This is a genomic window from Streptomyces canus, from assembly GCF_041435015.1.
GTDB lineage: Bacteria > Actinomycetota > Actinomycetes > Streptomycetales > Streptomycetaceae > Streptomyces > Streptomyces canus_G.
In genome coordinates this window covers 5,861,968-5,876,239 of record NZ_CP107989.1, presented here as the reverse complement: position 1 = coordinate 5,876,239, position 14,272 = coordinate 5,861,968, and the positions used below count along the sequence as shown (strand labels likewise).

Sequence of the window (14,272 nt, the reverse complement as noted above, 5' to 3'; positions counted from 1 at the left end):
ACCTGCTTCGACGAATCGGGAAACTCTTACCCCTCGTGTCACACCTCCCGCTTAGAGTTCCCACAACAACGGGGAAATCGGGGAGGGGGCCAGACCATGGCCAAGGGGGTGAAGGTCGCTGTCGTCAGCACGGTGTTCGCCGTGATGGTCGGCGGGGCCGGATACGGGGCGTACAACTTCGTGTCGGCGTTGAGCGACGACGGGAGCGGCGGGGTCGGAGAGGCCAAGCGGAGCGGGCCGCCCACCGACGACGAGATCGCGAAGACGTCGAAGGACTTCTTCGCAGCCTGGGAGAAGGGCGACGCGGCGAGCGCGTCCGCCTTCACGAACAACAACACGGCGGCCGAGGTGCTGCTGGCCGCGTACGGGGCGGATGCGCACATCGGCGATGTGCGCATCACGCCCGGCAAGGCGACCGGCGCCACCGTGCCGTACAGCGTGAAGGCGACCGTCTCCTACGACGGGAAGTCGAAGCCCCTGGCGTACAAGAGCAAGCTGACCGTCGTGCGCGGGGTGACCACCGGGAAGGCGCTCGTCGACTGGCAGCCCTCCGTGGTGTATCCGAAGCTCCAGAAGGACGACCGGCTGGTCACCGGCGAGTCCGCGAACCCGTCCATCGAGGCGGTGGCCCGCGACGGCAGCGTGCTGACCAAGGAGAAGTACCCGTCGCTGGGCCCGGTCCTGGACGCCCTGCGCGAGAAGTACGGAACCGAGGCCGGCGGCACCCCCGGCATCGAACTGGCGATCAAGCATCCGGACCAGACGCCCGACACCTCGCTGCTGACCCTCGCCGAGGGCAAGGCGGGCAAGCTGGAGACCACCATCAGCGCGAGCGCGCAGGCGGCCGCCGAGAAGGCCGTGAAGCTGTACGGCCAGTCGTCGGTGGTCGCCGTCAAGCCCACCACCGGTGAGGTGCTGGCCGTGGCCAACAACCGCACGGACAGCTTCAACGCGGCCTTCGAGGGCACCAAGGCCCCCGGCTCCACCATGAAGATCATCACGGCCGCGATGCTCATCGACAACGGCGTGACCTCGATGAACGGCCCGGCGCCCTGTCCGCCCGACGCCGTGTGGCAGGGGCAGACCTTCAAGAACCTCACCGGCATGCAGCCCAACGAGGGCGCCTCGCTGGCCAACAGCTTCATGCGGTCCTGCAACACCGCCTTCATCAAGCTGATCGACGAGAAGCCGCTCACCGACGAGTCGCTGACGCTGGAGGCCCAGAACAGGTTCGGGATCGGCGAGGACTGGAAGACCGGCATCGTCTCCTTCGACGGGAAGGTGCCCGCCGTCAGCGGTCCGGACCGCGCGGCGAACGCGATAGGCCAGGGCCAGGTCCAGATGAACCCGCTGAACATGGCCTCGGTGACGGCCACCGCCATCACCGGCGCCTTCCGCCAGCCCTACCTGGTCTCGCCGAAGCTCGACGACCGCGAACTGGCCACCGCGAAGGGGCTGCCGTACAACACCGCCTCCCAGCTGAAGCAGATGATGCGGCTCACCGCGACCCAGGGCACGGCGACCAAGGCGATGGCGGGACTCGGCGGGGACATCGGCGCCAAGACCGGTTCCGCGGAGGTCGACGGGCAGGAGGTGTCCAACAGCTGGTTCACCGGTTTCCGCAACGACATGGCCGCGGCGGCCATGACCGAGGAGGGCGGCCACGGCGGCGACGCGGCGGGCCCGATTGTCGCAGCTGTGCTACGAGCCGCAGGCTGACGTCACCCGTGCGGGACAGGGACTCTAGGCTGTGGCCGTCGTTGGGATGGATGAGGGCAACGGGGACCCTGGGAACTGGCGGAGGAAACGGAAGCCGTGGGTAGCAGAAGGCGCGTCGCCGAGCGACGGAAGACCAAACCCGCCGTGATCGGCGGGATGATCGCCGTGGTCGTCGGCGGCGCCGGCTTCGGCGTCTACGCGCTCTACGGTGCCGGGGCCGCGGCCGACGACCGGACGCAGAACACGTCCGCGTCCGCCGAGGACCACAAGCCGAAGGTCAAGACCGGACCGCTGTCGGCGACCGAGGTCACCAGCACCGCGACCACCTTTCTGACCTCCTGGCAGCAGGGCAAGGTGAGCACGGCCGCCGCCGCGACGAGCGACAGCGCGGCCGCCACCTCCCTGCTCACCGGCTACACCAAGGACGCCCACCTCACCGGCGTCACCCTCACCCCGGGCACCCGCACCGGCGACAAGGTGCCCTTCTCCGTGAAGGCGACGGTGACGTACAAGGGCACCAGCAAGCCGCTGGCGTACGGCAGTTCGCTGACCGTCGTCCGCGACAGCGCCACCGGGAAGCCGCGGGTCGACTGGACCGCCTCGGTCGTCCACCCCGACCTGAAGGACGGCGACACCCTGGTCACCGGGGAGTCCGGGACCCCGCCGATCAAGGCGGTCGACCGGAACGGCGGCGAGATCACCGAGGCGAAGTACCCCTCGCTGGGCACGGTGCTGGACGGCCTGCGCGAGAAGTACGGCAAGAAGGCCGGCGGCAAGGCGGGCATCGAGCTGCGGGTGGTCCGCGGGAAGGGCTCCAAGTCCTCCGACAAGACGCTGGTGGAGCTCAGCAAGGGCACCCCGGGCACCGTGCGGACGACCCTGAACCCGACGCTCCAGGCGGCGGCCGAGGCGCAGGTCGCCAAGCAGGCGCGGTCCTCCGTCGTCGTGCTGCGTCCGTCGACCGGCGAGATCCTCGCGGTGGCGAACGCGAGCCACGGCTTCAACACCGCCTTCCAGGGTTCCCTCGCCCCGGGCTCCACGATGAAGGTCATCACCTCCTCGCTGCTGATCGACAAGGACCTCGCGTCGGCGGACAAGGCGCACCCGTGCCCGAAGTACGTCACGTACGGCGGCTGGAAGTTCCAGAACGACGACAAGTTCGAGATCAAGGGCGGCACCTTCAAGGCGAGCTTCGCCCGCTCCTGCAACACCGCCTTCATCAGCCAGGCGGGCAAGCTGGACAACGACAGCCTGACCGAGCAGGCCCAGCAGGTCTTCGGCCTGTCCATGAACAACTGGGCGATCGGCGTCCCGTCCTTCGACGGCTCGGTGCCGGTGCAGAGCGCGGCCCAGAAGGCGGCCTCGCTCATCGGCCAGGGCGGGGTCCGGATGAACCCGCTGAACATGGCGTCCGTCTCCGCCACCGTCGAGTCGGGCACCTTCAAGCAGCCCTACCTGGTCTCCCCCTCGGTCGACCACCGCACGCTGGCCACCGCCTCGCGCACGATGTCCTCGGGCACGCTGTCGCAGCTGCGTGAGCTGATGGCGTACACGGCGGGCTACGGCACCGCGGCCGAGGCGATGTCCGGGGTCTACGGCAACGTCGGCGCGAAGACCGGCTCCGCGGAGGTCGACGGCCAGAAGAAGCCGAACGGCTGGTTCACCGCGTACCGGGGCGACCTCGCGGCCGCGGGCGTCGTCCAGGCGGGCGGCCACGGCGGCGACACGGCGGGCCCGATCGTGGCGGCCCTGCTGAAGATGGGCGGCTAGTTCCGCACGGGTGCCGTGGCCATGTACGTCCGCCGCAGGAACCTGAGCAGTGCCTTCTGCTCGAACTGCACCACCGACACCCCCTGCGGGGAGTGGAACTCCACCACGGCCTGCACCCGGCCGCACGGCCACACCCGCACCTCACCGCTGCCGACCGGCGCCCTGAGTCCCTGTTCCAGCAGCGCTCGCGAGAAGGTCCATTCGTGCGTGCCCGGCAGGCCGATCCGTACCGAGCGCGGGTCGGTTTCCGGGTCGTAGCGCAGGACCACCGGGATCGCCTCGTCCTCGGCGATGTCCACGTCCGAAACGATGTGGGCTCGTGCGTACTGTTCGACTACAGACATCGTGACGGACCCCTCACGCTGTGTAACCTGTGTGGAAGCTGTGCGTCCGCTCCCCTTCCAGCGTCGCACATTTCCCGTGTTCCGCCCTCTGGGTCGAAAGCCTGCGAGTTGCTGTTCGTGGCACGGCTCTCTTGCAAAGAGTTCGCAACAAGCCACTATCATCGAACGGTGCATGTGCCTGACGGATTCATAGACGCGCCCCTCTCGGCAGCGACCGGAGTCGTCGCCGCGGCCGCCGTCGCGGTGAGCCTGCGCGGCGCCCGCCGCGAGCTGGACGAACGCACCGCGCCCCTGGCCGGCCTCGTCGCGGCGTTCATCTTCGCCGTGCAGATGCTGAACTTCCCCGTCGCCGCGGGGACCAGCGGACATCTGCTCGGCGGGGCACTGGCCGCGATCCTCGTGGGCCCCTACACCGGGGTCCTCTGCGTCTCGGTCGTCCTGCTCATGCAGGGCATCCTCTTCGCGGACGGCGGTCTGACCGCGCTCGGCGTGAACATCACCGACATGGCCGTCGTCACGACGGTCGTGGCCTACGCCGTCTTCCGCGGGCTGGTGAAGGTGCTCCCCAGAAAGCGCGGCTCCATCACCGCCGCCTCCTTCGTGGCCGCCGTGCTCTCCGTGCCCGCCGCGGCCGTCGCCTTCACCCTGATCTACGCCGTCGGCGGCACCACCGACGTCTCCCTCGGCAAGGTCGCCACCGCGATGATCGGCGTCCACGTCCTCATCGGCATCGGCGAGGCGGTCATCACCGCGCTGACCGTCGGCGCCGTCGTCGCCGTACGCCCCGACCTGGTGTACGGCGCCCGCGGCCTCCGGCAGAAACTGAAGCTGCGGGTGGACGGCCAACTCGTCGACGTGCCCGCCGAACCCGCCCCGGTGACCGCCCGGTCGCACCGCACGGTGTGGATCACCGGCCTGGTCACCTCGCTGGTGCTCGCCGGGTTCGTCAGCTTCTACGCGTCCGCCGACCCGGACGGGCTGGAGAAGGTCGCCGCCGACAAGGGCATCGACGCCAAGACCGAGAAGCACGCCACGTCGGACTCGCCGCTCGCCGACTACGGCGTGAAGGACGTCGAGGACGCCCGCCTGTCCGGGGGGCTGGCGGGCGTGATCGGCGTCGGCGTCACCGTCGTCGCGGGCAGCACGGTGTTCTGGGTGGTGCGCAGGCGCCGTACGGCCGACACCACCCCCGTCGGCACGGACGTCTGACGTGGGCGCCGGACACGCGCACCGGCTCTACCGGCACGGACACTCGCCGGTGCACGCCCTGCCGCCGCACACGAAACTCGCGGCGGCCTTCGGCTTCGTGGTGGTCGTGGTCTCGACCCCGCGCGAGGCGATGTGGGCGTTCGGCCTGTACGCCGTCCTCCTGGGCGTCGTCGCGTACGCCGCACGCGTGCCGGCCGGCTTCCTGCTGAAGCGGCTGCTGATCGAGGTGCCGTTCGTGGCGTTCGCCGTGCTGATGCCGTTCGTCGCGGAGGGCGAGCGGGTCGAGGTCCTCGGGGTCTCCCTGAGCGTGAGCGGCCTGTGGGGCGCCTGGAACGTGCTCGCCAAGGGCACGCTGGGGGTCGCCGCCTCGGTGCTGCTGGCGTCCACCACCGAACTGCGCTCGGTGCTGCTCGGACTGCAACGGCTCAGGCTCCCGCCGCTGCTGGTCCAGATCGCGTCCTTCATGATCCGCTACGGCGATGTCATCACCGACGAGATGCGCCGGATGCGGATCGCGCGGGAGTCGCGGGGATTCGAGGCGAGCGGCGTCAAGCACTGGGGCGTCCTCGCGAAGTCGGCCGGCGCGCTGTTCATCCGTTCCTACGAGCGCGGCGAGCGCGTGCACCTGGCCATGGTCAGCCGGGGGTACGCCGGTTCGATGCCGGTCATCGACGAGGTGACCGCGTCCCGGGCGCAGTGGTCGTACGCCCTCGCGCTCCCCGTCGCCGCCCTTGTCGTCTGCGTGGTGGGATGGGCCCTGTGAGCGACCTTGTGAGCACCGCGTCCCTGGAGGTCTCCGGCCTCGCCTTCGCCTACCCCGACGGGCACCAGGCCCTGTTCGGCGTGGACTTCTCCCTCGCGCGCGGCGAGCGGGTCGCGCTGCTCGGCCCTAACGGCGCCGGCAAGACGACCCTGGTGCTGCACCTCAACGGCATCCTGAGCGGCGGGGTGGGCACGGTGACGGTCGCCGGGCTGCCCGTGGACAAGAAGCACATGGCCGAGATCCGGCGCAAGGTCGGCATCGTCTTCCAGGACCCCGACGACCAGCTCTTCATGCCGACCGTGCGCGAGGACGTGGCGTTCGGACCGGCGGCGGCCGGGCTCAGAGGCCCCGAGCTGGAGGAGCGCGTGGACCGGGCGCTCAGCAGGGTCGGCATGGCGGAGTTCAAGGACCGGCCCCCGCACCACCTCTCCTTCGGCCAGCGGCGCCGGGTGGCGGTGGCCACCGTGCTGGCGATGGAGCCGGAGATCCTCGTCCTCGACGAGCCCTCCTCCAACCTGGACCCGGCCTCCCGCCGCGAACTCGCCGACATCCTGCGCTCGCTGGACGTGACGGTGCTGATGGTGACGCACGACCTGCCGTACGCGCTGGAGCTGTGCCCGCGCTCGCTGATCCTGAGCGAGGGCACCATCGCCGCGGACGGAAAGACGGGCGAACTCCTCGCCGACGACGAGCTGATGCGGGCCCACCGGCTGGAGTTGCCCTTCGGATTCGATCCGCGGTCCGTGACAATGGGCGCGTGACGAACGAAGAGGACGCCGGATCACTGCTGCTCGACGACCAGTTGTGCTTCGCGCTGTACGCCGCCCAGCGCGCGGTGACCGCCGCGTACCGGCCGCTCCTCGACGAGCTCGGGCTCACCTACCCGCAGTACCTCGTGCTGCTGGTGCTGTGGGAGCGCGGTCAGACGAGTGTGAAGGAGCTGGCGGCCGCCCTGCGCCTCGACTACGGCACGGTCTCGCCGTTGCTCAAGCGGCTGGAGAGCGCGGGATTCGTACGCCGGGAGCGCGACGCGAGCGACGAGCGCTCGGTGCTGGTGGCGTGCACGGAGCGCGCGGAGGAACTCAGGGAGCGTGCGGCAGCCGTCCCCGGCGCCCTCCTCTCCGCGACCGGGCTCGACACCACGGAGGCCGCGAGACTGCGCGAGGACTTGTGGGGGCTCGCGAAAAGAGCGCACGAAGCTTCCGAGCGCCCCCGCTGACCTCCTGTTACCCAAGGTTGCTACCCCCTGGTAATCCAGGGCCTACCTACCGGCCGGTACCTTGTGCACGATGTATTTGCGCGCACCTCTCCGGGGGGAGATCAGCCATGCCTGAGGAAACCGCCGTCGACACCCGGCCGACGAAGATCATGTATGTCGCCGAGGCCACGGCCCACGGCGGCCGGGACGGCTATGTGACCAGCCAGGACGGCCAGATCGAGCTGAAGGTCGCGATGCCGCCGGCGCTCGGCGGGGACGGCAACGGCACCAACCCGGAGCAGCTGTTCGCCGCCGGGTACAGCGCCTGCTTCCACAACGCGCTGATCCTCGTCGGCAACCGCGAGGGCTACGACCTGACCGGCTCCACCGTCGCCGCGAAGGTCGGCATCGGCCCCAACAAACACCGCGGTTACGGCCTCGCGGTCGCCCTGAGCGTCTCGCTGCCGATCCTCGACGCGGGCCTCGCGGCGAAGCTGGTGGACGCGGCCCACGAGGTGTGCCCGTACTCGAACGCGACCCGCGGGAACATCGACGTGACGATTCTGCTTGGCTGAGGGGGGCTTCGAGCGGCAGTAGAGGGAGTACGGGCGTGGACGTGAACGGCACAGTCGCCGAGGGCTTCGAGCCGGTCAGGGATGTGTTCGCGCGGAACTTCGAGACGCTCGGGGACCGGGGCGCGGCGGTCGCCGTGTACCGGGACGGGCGCAAGGTGGTCGACCTGTGGGCCGGCACCAGGGACATCGACGGCACCGAGCCCTGGCGGCACGGCACCGCGCAGGTCGTGCGCTCGGCGACCAAGGGCGTCGCCGCCGCCGTACCCCTGATGCTGCACCAGCGTGGGGAGCTGGACCTGGACGCGCCGGTGGCCGAGTACTGGCCCGGGTTCAAGGCCCGTGGCAAGGAGCGGGTACTGGTCCGGCACGTCCTGAACCACCGGGCCGGGCTGCCGGTGATCGACCGGCCGCTCACGCCCGAGGAGGCCCTGGATCCGCTGAAGGGCCCCGAGGCGGTCGCCGCGCAGGCGCCCGCCTGGGAGCCCGGCACGGACCACGGGTATCACGCGCTGACGTACGGCTGGCTGCTGGACGAACTGGTGCGCAGGGTGACCGGGCTCGGGGCCGGTGAGTGGATCGCGCGGGAGATCGCCGGGCCGCTGAGGGCGGAGTTCTGGCTCGGGCTGCCGGAGGACGAGGAAGCGGCCGGGCGGACGGGACGGGTCGGACGGATCGAGGGCCCCGAGCCCACCGGCGGCCTGCGCGCCCGTCCCAAGCGGTCCGTCACCGAGGCCTACGACGACCCCGGCTCCCTCACCCGCCGCGCCTTCGCCGCGATCACCCCCTTCCCCGACCAGAACGCACCGGAGTACCGGGCGAGCGCCCTGCCCGCGACCAACGGGATCGCGACGGCCGACGGGCTGGCGCGCGTCTACGCGGCGCTGGTCGGAGAGATCGACGGGGTGCGGCTCTTCGACCCGGCCACGGTCGAGCTCGCCCGCGCCGAGGAGTCGGCGGGTCCGGACCGCGTGCTCGTCGTGAACACCCGTTTCGGACTGGGCTACATGCTGCACGGCAGCGCGTCGCCGTTCCTCGGCGCGGGCTCCTTCGGGCACCCCGGCCGCGGTGGCTCCCTCGGGTTCGCCGACCCGGAGACGGGCATCGCCTTCGGCTATGTCACCAACGGGTTCCGCAAGACGGTCACGGCGGATCCGAGGGCCCAGGCTCTGGTCAGGGCGGTGCGGGCGGCCCTGTGACGGCTACACGTTGATCGTGTGGGACGTCCGCCCGGACGCCTCGTCGATCTCGTCGTGCGCCTTGGTCAGCAACTGCATCGCGATTTCGTTGAGCGCCCGCGCTCCCGCGACCTCCTCGCCGACCCGCGGCTGATTCGTGTCGCTGCGGTGGCGGCTGGCGTGTCCGCGTGCCCGTACCTCGCTCCCGTCGGGCAGGCGCACCAGCGCGACCGCCTCCGTGTGCCGTTCGTCCTCCCGGAACTCCATCTCGACGTGCCATCCGACTGCGGTGTGCGTCATGGGGATCACCTCCGGAGACCTCTGCTTCCAGAGTGCTCCTCCCCGGGCCCCGCCGCACGGGACCGGGGCCCCTGGCCGTGTTCCGGATTCCGGCCGGGGCGGGTGTGCCCCGGCCGGACCGGGCTGTCTAGCCGTCGGACTCCGCCGACGGCAGGTAGGCGCCGGGTACGTCGTTCGGCGCGTAGACCTTGCCGTCGCCCGGGTACGGCTTGGTCCAGGCGTGCGTCTGGTACCAGGTGTAACGGTTCATCTGCTCGGCGTTGGCGTAGTCCGGCACGGCGTGCGCACCGGTCAGCCGCTGGTGCGAGGCCCAGGTCTTCCACTGCGCCGCGAGCTCCTGCTCGGCCTGCGGCACCGCGGCGGACGTCGGAGCGGGGGCCGCGTCGGCGTCCTGGGCGGCCGGGGTGTCCGCGCCGCAGGAGGGCGTGGGGCTCACTCCGAGGGTCAGCGAGGTGCGGTTGGGGACCGCCGTGAACGGGGTGGTGTCCGGCTTCCCCGTGAACGCCCCGAACATCGGCGTGGCCGCGCTGTCCTTCTGGTTCATCGGATGGATCCCGAGGATCTGCTCGACGGTGCGGATCATCGTGATCTGCGTGTAGTAGCGGCTGTCGACGGTGCCGCGCCGGGCGTAGGGGCTGATGATCTGGACCGGAGCCCGGTGGCCGTCGACGTGGTCGAGCCCGTTCTGTGAGTCGTCCTCGACGACGAAGATCGCCGAGTCCTTCCAGTACGTGCTGTGGGAGATCTCGTCGACCATCCGGCCGACCGCGAGGTCGTTGTCGGCGACCTCGGCGGACGCGTTCGCCGGGCCGCCGGTGTGGTCGTTGGAGAACCAGAACATGTTCAGGTTCGCCGGGCCGTTCTTCTCGAAGTCCTGCTGCCAGATCTGCTCCTTGTAGATGTCCGGGACGTCGAGGTCGAACATCGGGAAACCCTGCACCGACACCTTGTTGAGCGAGGGGATCGCCGAGCCGGTCTGGATGGGGTACTGGGTCCGCGCCCCGGTCGCGGCCATGTTCTTGCTGTCGCAGTACAGGTTCTGCCAGGTCGCGCCGGCCGGCTTGGACTCGGTCGACTGGAACTCGCCGAAGTCCTTGACCGACTTCCCGGCCGCCTGCGCGCCGGTCCAGATGAAGCCGGACTTCTGGTGACCGAGGACGTCGTTCTCGGTGTCGTAACTGCGCGTGTACTCACCGGCGGAGGACTCGGTGTACTCCGGGTTGTCCGACTGCATCAGCCAGTTGTGGCCCTCGGCGGAGTTGGTGCCGATGTCGTAGAAGTTGTCGTAGAGGCCGAACTGCTGGGCCAGGGCGTGCTGGTTGGGCGTCACGTTGGCGCCGAAGGTCGTCAGGGCCGGGTCGCCGTCGCCCTGCGGGAGGTCGCCGTAGACCTGGTCGTAGGTGCGGTTCTCCTTGACGAGCAGGAAGACGTGCTTGATCGTCGAGGGGTCGCCGAGCCGTGCCGGGACCGGGACCGGCTTGGCGTGGCTCTCGCCCTTCGCCGTCGTGACCGAGCCGGGCGTCCAGCCGTTCTGCTGGAAGACCTTGGCCGTCTGGGACCTGATGACGAGGTCGCTCGGCAGCGTGAACTGCGTGAGGCTGGACGTGGTGTCGTGGGTGCCGTGTCCGGAGGCGGCGGTGGGGCGGCGGGCGTCTATGCCACGGGTGTGGGAGACGACGACCTGCTTGCCGACCGTGGTGATCTCGGCGGGGAAGTAGTCGGTGGGAAGCAGGCCGACGTAACTGGCGGGCTCCTGCGCGGACTTGTACCGGTAGACCGCGACCGCGTTGGCCCGGCCCAGTGTCACCAGCAGGTGGCCGTCGTCGGTGAGGGTGACCGCGTCGGGCTCGTAGCCGACCTTCGCCTCGGGCCACGGCTGAGTGGCGATGGTCTGGACGACCTTGTCCTTGCGGGTGTCGATGACCGACACGTTGTTGTCGGCGGTGTTGGTGACGAACACCGCGCCCTTCTTCGCGTACACGGCGGTCGGGTGCAGACCCACGTCGATGGTCCGGACGACCGTGCCCGCGCCGGTGTCGATGACGCTGACCGTGCCGGTGGTCGCGGCGCCGGTGTCCGGGTCGGCGGGCACCTGGGTGCCGTAGGAGTTCATGGTGGTCTCGCCGGCCCTGGCCGGACGTCCGCCCTCGTTGCTGACGTACAACTTCCCGCCGACCAGGGCGAGGCCGCGCGGGGCGTTGCCGACGGCCCAGCTCTGCTCGACGGTCCCGGTGGTGGCGTCGAGGGCGACGACCCGGTTCTGGCCGTTGACCGCGGAGTACACGGTGGAGCCGTCCGCCGAGAACACCGCGGCGCCCACCAGGGCCTGCTGGGTGCCGACGGCCGGGATGGGGACGGCCGTCGGGGTGGAGAGGGTGCCGTCCGCGTTCACGGTGAACTTGGTGTAGCCGTTCGCCTGTCCGAGCCACAGCTGCTTGCCGTCAGGCGAGTAGGTGGGACCCTCCTGGCCGACCGCGGCGCTGCCGATGCGCAGGTCGTCCGCGGCATTGGCGCCGATCTTCTGCTTCACCTGCCCGGTCGCGAGGTCCATGATCACCAGTGCCGCGTCGCCGTCGGTGACCGCGGCCGCGAGGTGGGTGCCGTCCGGGCTGACCGTGGACGACATGATCTTGCCGTCGTTGATGACGGTCCGGCTGCCGTACGGCTTGAGGTACTGGTCGCTGGAGATGACCTCGCCCCTGGCGGTGTTCTGCGCGACCTGCTGGGTGCCGAACTGGTAGGTGGAGGCGACCGCGGTGCCGGTGACGCCGAGGGCGACGGCGATACCGGCCGTCACCAGCGTGGTCCGGCGACTGAGGCGTCTGACCTTCTCGCTGCTCCGGCGCTGCCGTGTTACCTGCATGGGACTATCCCTTCGAGGTGGTGTCCAGCAGCTCGACGTTGCCGTCGAACTGCCACAACGGGTTCGGGGCGTCCCCGGTGGAGGTCCGCACCAGGAAGTAGCCGTTCACTTCCTTCGGTCCGTCGCCGTCGGCGACGAACCGCCCGTCCGATCCGACGTCCAGCTGATAGACAGCCGTCCCCGCCACCGGTACGCCGGGCAGGTGCCAGGTCACGACACACCGCCAGTCATTGCCCGCCCCCTGCTGAGCGGCCTGGCCGTCGCTCTTGGTGCACGCCGCCGAGGCCCTCAGTTGGGCCTCGGTGACGGCGGGGCGGTGGAGTTGTTCGGTCTGCAGGCGGTAGAGGTGGGCGAAGGCCGTGGCGAGGGAGCGCTGGACCTTGGCCTGGGTGATGCCCGTCGAGTCGGTCGCGACGGCGACCACCCCGACGGTGAGAGCGGTCAGCGCGGTCAGGGGCAGCACGCCCACGGTGAACGCGCGCCGCCCGCCCCCGTCGTAGGCGAGGTGGGTGAAGTCCCGCCGGAGGAACAGCAGATGGGCCAGTACGGTCGCGAGGACGGCCCACGCCAGGCTGACGGCGACGCCGATCAGCAGCGGGGCGAGCTGGGCCGGGGCGGTGAACAGACCGTTCCAGGAGAGGAAGGCGTAACCGGGCAGGGCCAGGCGTACGGCGACGGGCAGCGGCAGCATCTGGGCGACCTGCATCCCGAGCGCGACCAGCGGGGGCAGCAGCAGCCCCATCGGGGACCGTCCGAGGGCGACCGACCCGAGCAGCCCGATGGCCGCGAGGGCCAGGGTCGGGGCGAGGGCGGCGACCCAGGCGAGCAGAACCCTCCCCGCGGCATCGGAAGGCGACAGCAGGTGGCCGTCGAGGCCGACGAGCGGCCGGCTGCCGACGGAGGCGAGCCCGCCCACGGCGCTGGAGCAGGCCAGCCCGGTCACGAGCAGCAGGATGACGGTGAGACTGGCCAGCACCTTCGCCACGAAGATCCGCCGCGGTGAGCGGACCGCCACCAGCAGATGCCGCCAGGTGCCGAGCCGGTCCTCGGCGGCGAACACGTCACCGGCGACCACCGAGGTCAGCAGCGGAAGCGCCCAGGTACCCGCGAAACCGAGCATCACCAGCGGTCCCGCCCAGCCGGTGGCGTGCATCCAGCGGCCGAAGAGGGTGTCGGAGGGCAGCGTGCTCTGCTCGCTCACCCCGGCGACGAAGAGCCCCGGCAGGATCCAGCAGGCGAGGACGAGGAGGCGGATCCGCCACTGCGAGACGAGCTTGACGAGTTCGAAACGGTAGCTCCGCGGGACCGAGACGGGCCGCACGGGGGTGGGGGACGCGGTGACGGTGGTGGTCATCTGCCTGTCTCCTGATCCTCGGTCAGGGCCAGGAACGCGGCCTCCAAGGGCGAGATGACGGGCGCGAGTTCGCGCACCGCGACGCCCGACGTCACGAGCCGCGCCACCAGTGCGTCGAGAGCGGGCACCGGCGCGCGGACGACGAGCACGTCCGCGTCCCGCGTCCGGCGTCCGGTGTCGTCGGCGATCCGGATGCCGTCGGTGCCGTCGGCCAGCCGCCGCGCGGCCTCCGGGTCGGACGTCCGCACCCGGTAGTCGAGTTCACGGCTCTCGGCGGCCAGTTTGCCGAGCGGGCCCGAGAACACGACCCGCCCGGTGGCGAGGATGGTGACCTCGGAGCACAGCGCCTCCAGGTCGTCCATACGGTGGCTGGAGAGCACGACACTCGTGCCGTCCGCGGCGAGCCGGTTCAGGACTCCGTGCACATGCCGTTTACCGGCCGGGTCCAGGCCGTTGGACGGCTCGTCGAGCACCAGCAGCCGTGGCCGGGTCAGCAGTGCGGCGGCGAGCCCGAGCCGCTGGCGCATGCCGAGGGAGAAACCGCGGGTCCTGTCGTCGGCGACATCGGTGAGCCCGACCTGCTCCAGCACGTCGTCGATGCCGGCCGTACGCCCCTCCCTGCCCCGGAGTTCGGCCAGCGCGGTGAGGTTCTGCCGGGCGGTGAGCGAGGGATAGAGGCCGGGGCCGTCCACGAATCCGGCGACTCCGTCGGGAGCGGCGAAGGCCCGCCCGACCGGCACGCCCAGGATCTCCAGTTGCCCGCCGTCGGCGACGGCGAGGCCCAGCAGGAGCCCGAGCAGTGTCGTCTTGCCGGCACCGTTCGGCCCGACCAGGCCGTGGATCTGACCTCGCGTCACCTCCAGGTCGACGCCGTCGAGCGCCACGACGTCACCGAAGCACTTGGTGATCCCTCGGGCCCGGACTGCGTGGAGTGCGTCCATGAGTCCCGTGCGTCCCTTCTTTCGCGGTCCGCTGGGACCTTAGGGACGACACACGACCCGG

General features: G+C 70.7%; 13 protein-coding genes. 8 read left to right on the top strand and 5 right to left on the bottom strand.

Annotated elements, in window-relative coordinates:
- Nucleotides 1–96: 96 nt before the first annotated feature.
- Both OG841_RS26940 and OG841_RS26935 read left to right on the top strand, forming a co-directional pair.
- Nucleotides 97–1,719: a penicillin-binding transpeptidase domain-containing protein gene (locus tag OG841_RS26940; RefSeq protein WP_365118546.1), complete on the top strand. Its 1,623-nt coding sequence runs from the start codon at nt 97–99 to the stop codon at nt 1,717–1,719.
- Between the two features lie 96 nt (nt 1,720–1,815).
- Complete coding sequence (locus OG841_RS26935; protein WP_328639139.1) at nt 1,816–3,489, top strand: penicillin-binding transpeptidase domain-containing protein; 1,674 nt, start codon at nt 1,816–1,818, stop codon at nt 3,487–3,489.
- On the opposite strand, the gene OG841_RS26930 is transcribed toward OG841_RS26935, so the two are convergent.
- Entirely contained in the window at nt 3,486–3,833 is a 348-nt protein-coding gene (locus OG841_RS26930; protein WP_371566978.1) for an SsgA family sporulation/cell division regulator, read from the bottom strand. The genes OG841_RS26935 and OG841_RS26930 overlap by 4 nt on opposite strands.
- Nucleotides 3,834–4,001: 168 nt before the next feature.
- Between OG841_RS26930 and OG841_RS26925 the strand changes: the two genes are divergently transcribed.
- From OG841_RS26925 to OG841_RS26900, 6 genes are all read left to right on the top strand, one after another.
- On the top strand, nt 4,002–5,042 hold the full coding sequence (locus OG841_RS26925) for an energy-coupling factor ABC transporter permease (protein WP_371566977.1): 1,041 nt from the start codon (nt 4,002–4,004) through the stop codon (nt 5,040–5,042).
- Between the two features lies 1 nt (nt 5,043).
- On the top strand, nt 5,044–5,805 hold the full coding sequence (gene cbiQ / locus OG841_RS26920) for a cobalt ECF transporter T component CbiQ (RefSeq protein WP_352388369.1): 762 nt from the start codon (nt 5,044–5,046) through the stop codon (nt 5,803–5,805).
- Nucleotides 5,793–6,566, top strand: a complete 774-nt coding sequence (locus OG841_RS26915; protein ID WP_371566976.1) for an energy-coupling factor ABC transporter ATP-binding protein — start codon at nt 5,793–5,795, stop codon at nt 6,564–6,566. The genes cbiQ and OG841_RS26915 overlap by 13 nt, the downstream gene beginning before the upstream one ends.
- Nucleotides 6,563–7,024: a MarR family winged helix-turn-helix transcriptional regulator gene (locus tag OG841_RS26910; protein ID WP_328639143.1), complete on the top strand. Its 462-nt coding sequence runs from the start codon at nt 6,563–6,565 to the stop codon at nt 7,022–7,024. Before OG841_RS26915 ends, OG841_RS26910 begins: the two co-directional genes overlap by 4 nt.
- A 107-nt stretch (nt 7,025–7,131) precedes the next feature.
- Complete coding sequence (locus OG841_RS26905) at nt 7,132–7,578, top strand: organic hydroperoxide resistance protein (RefSeq protein ID WP_069763948.1); 447 nt, start codon at nt 7,132–7,134, stop codon at nt 7,576–7,578.
- Between the two features lie 35 nt (nt 7,579–7,613).
- Nucleotides 7,614–8,774, top strand: a complete 1,161-nt coding sequence (locus OG841_RS26900; protein WP_328639144.1) for a serine hydrolase domain-containing protein — start codon at nt 7,614–7,616, stop codon at nt 8,772–8,774.
- A 3-nt stretch (nt 8,775–8,777) separates the two neighbouring features.
- Here OG841_RS26900 and OG841_RS26895 read toward each other — a convergent pair whose 3' ends face one another.
- The 4 genes from OG841_RS26895 to OG841_RS26880 form a co-directional block, all read right to left on the bottom strand.
- The gene (locus tag OG841_RS26895; protein WP_328639145.1) at nt 8,778–9,053 is read right to left on the bottom strand and encodes a DUF1876 domain-containing protein; all 276 of its coding nucleotides are present in this window, start codon (nt 9,051–9,053) and stop codon (nt 8,778–8,780) included.
- 127 nt (nt 9,054–9,180) lie between these two features.
- Entirely contained in the window at nt 9,181–11,916 is a 2,736-nt protein-coding gene (locus OG841_RS26890; RefSeq protein WP_328639146.1) for a phosphoesterase, read from the bottom strand.
- A gap of 4 nt (nt 11,917–11,920) precedes the next feature.
- A complete protein-coding gene (locus OG841_RS26885; protein ID WP_328639147.1) occupies nt 11,921–13,270 on the bottom strand; it encodes an ABC transporter permease in 1,350 nt (449 codons plus the stop codon).
- Nucleotides 13,267–14,211, bottom strand: a complete 945-nt coding sequence (locus OG841_RS26880) for an ABC transporter ATP-binding protein (protein WP_371566975.1) — start codon at nt 14,209–14,211, stop codon at nt 13,267–13,269. Before OG841_RS26880 ends, OG841_RS26885 begins: the two co-directional genes overlap by 4 nt.
- Between the last annotated feature and the right edge of the window lie 61 nt (nt 14,212–14,272).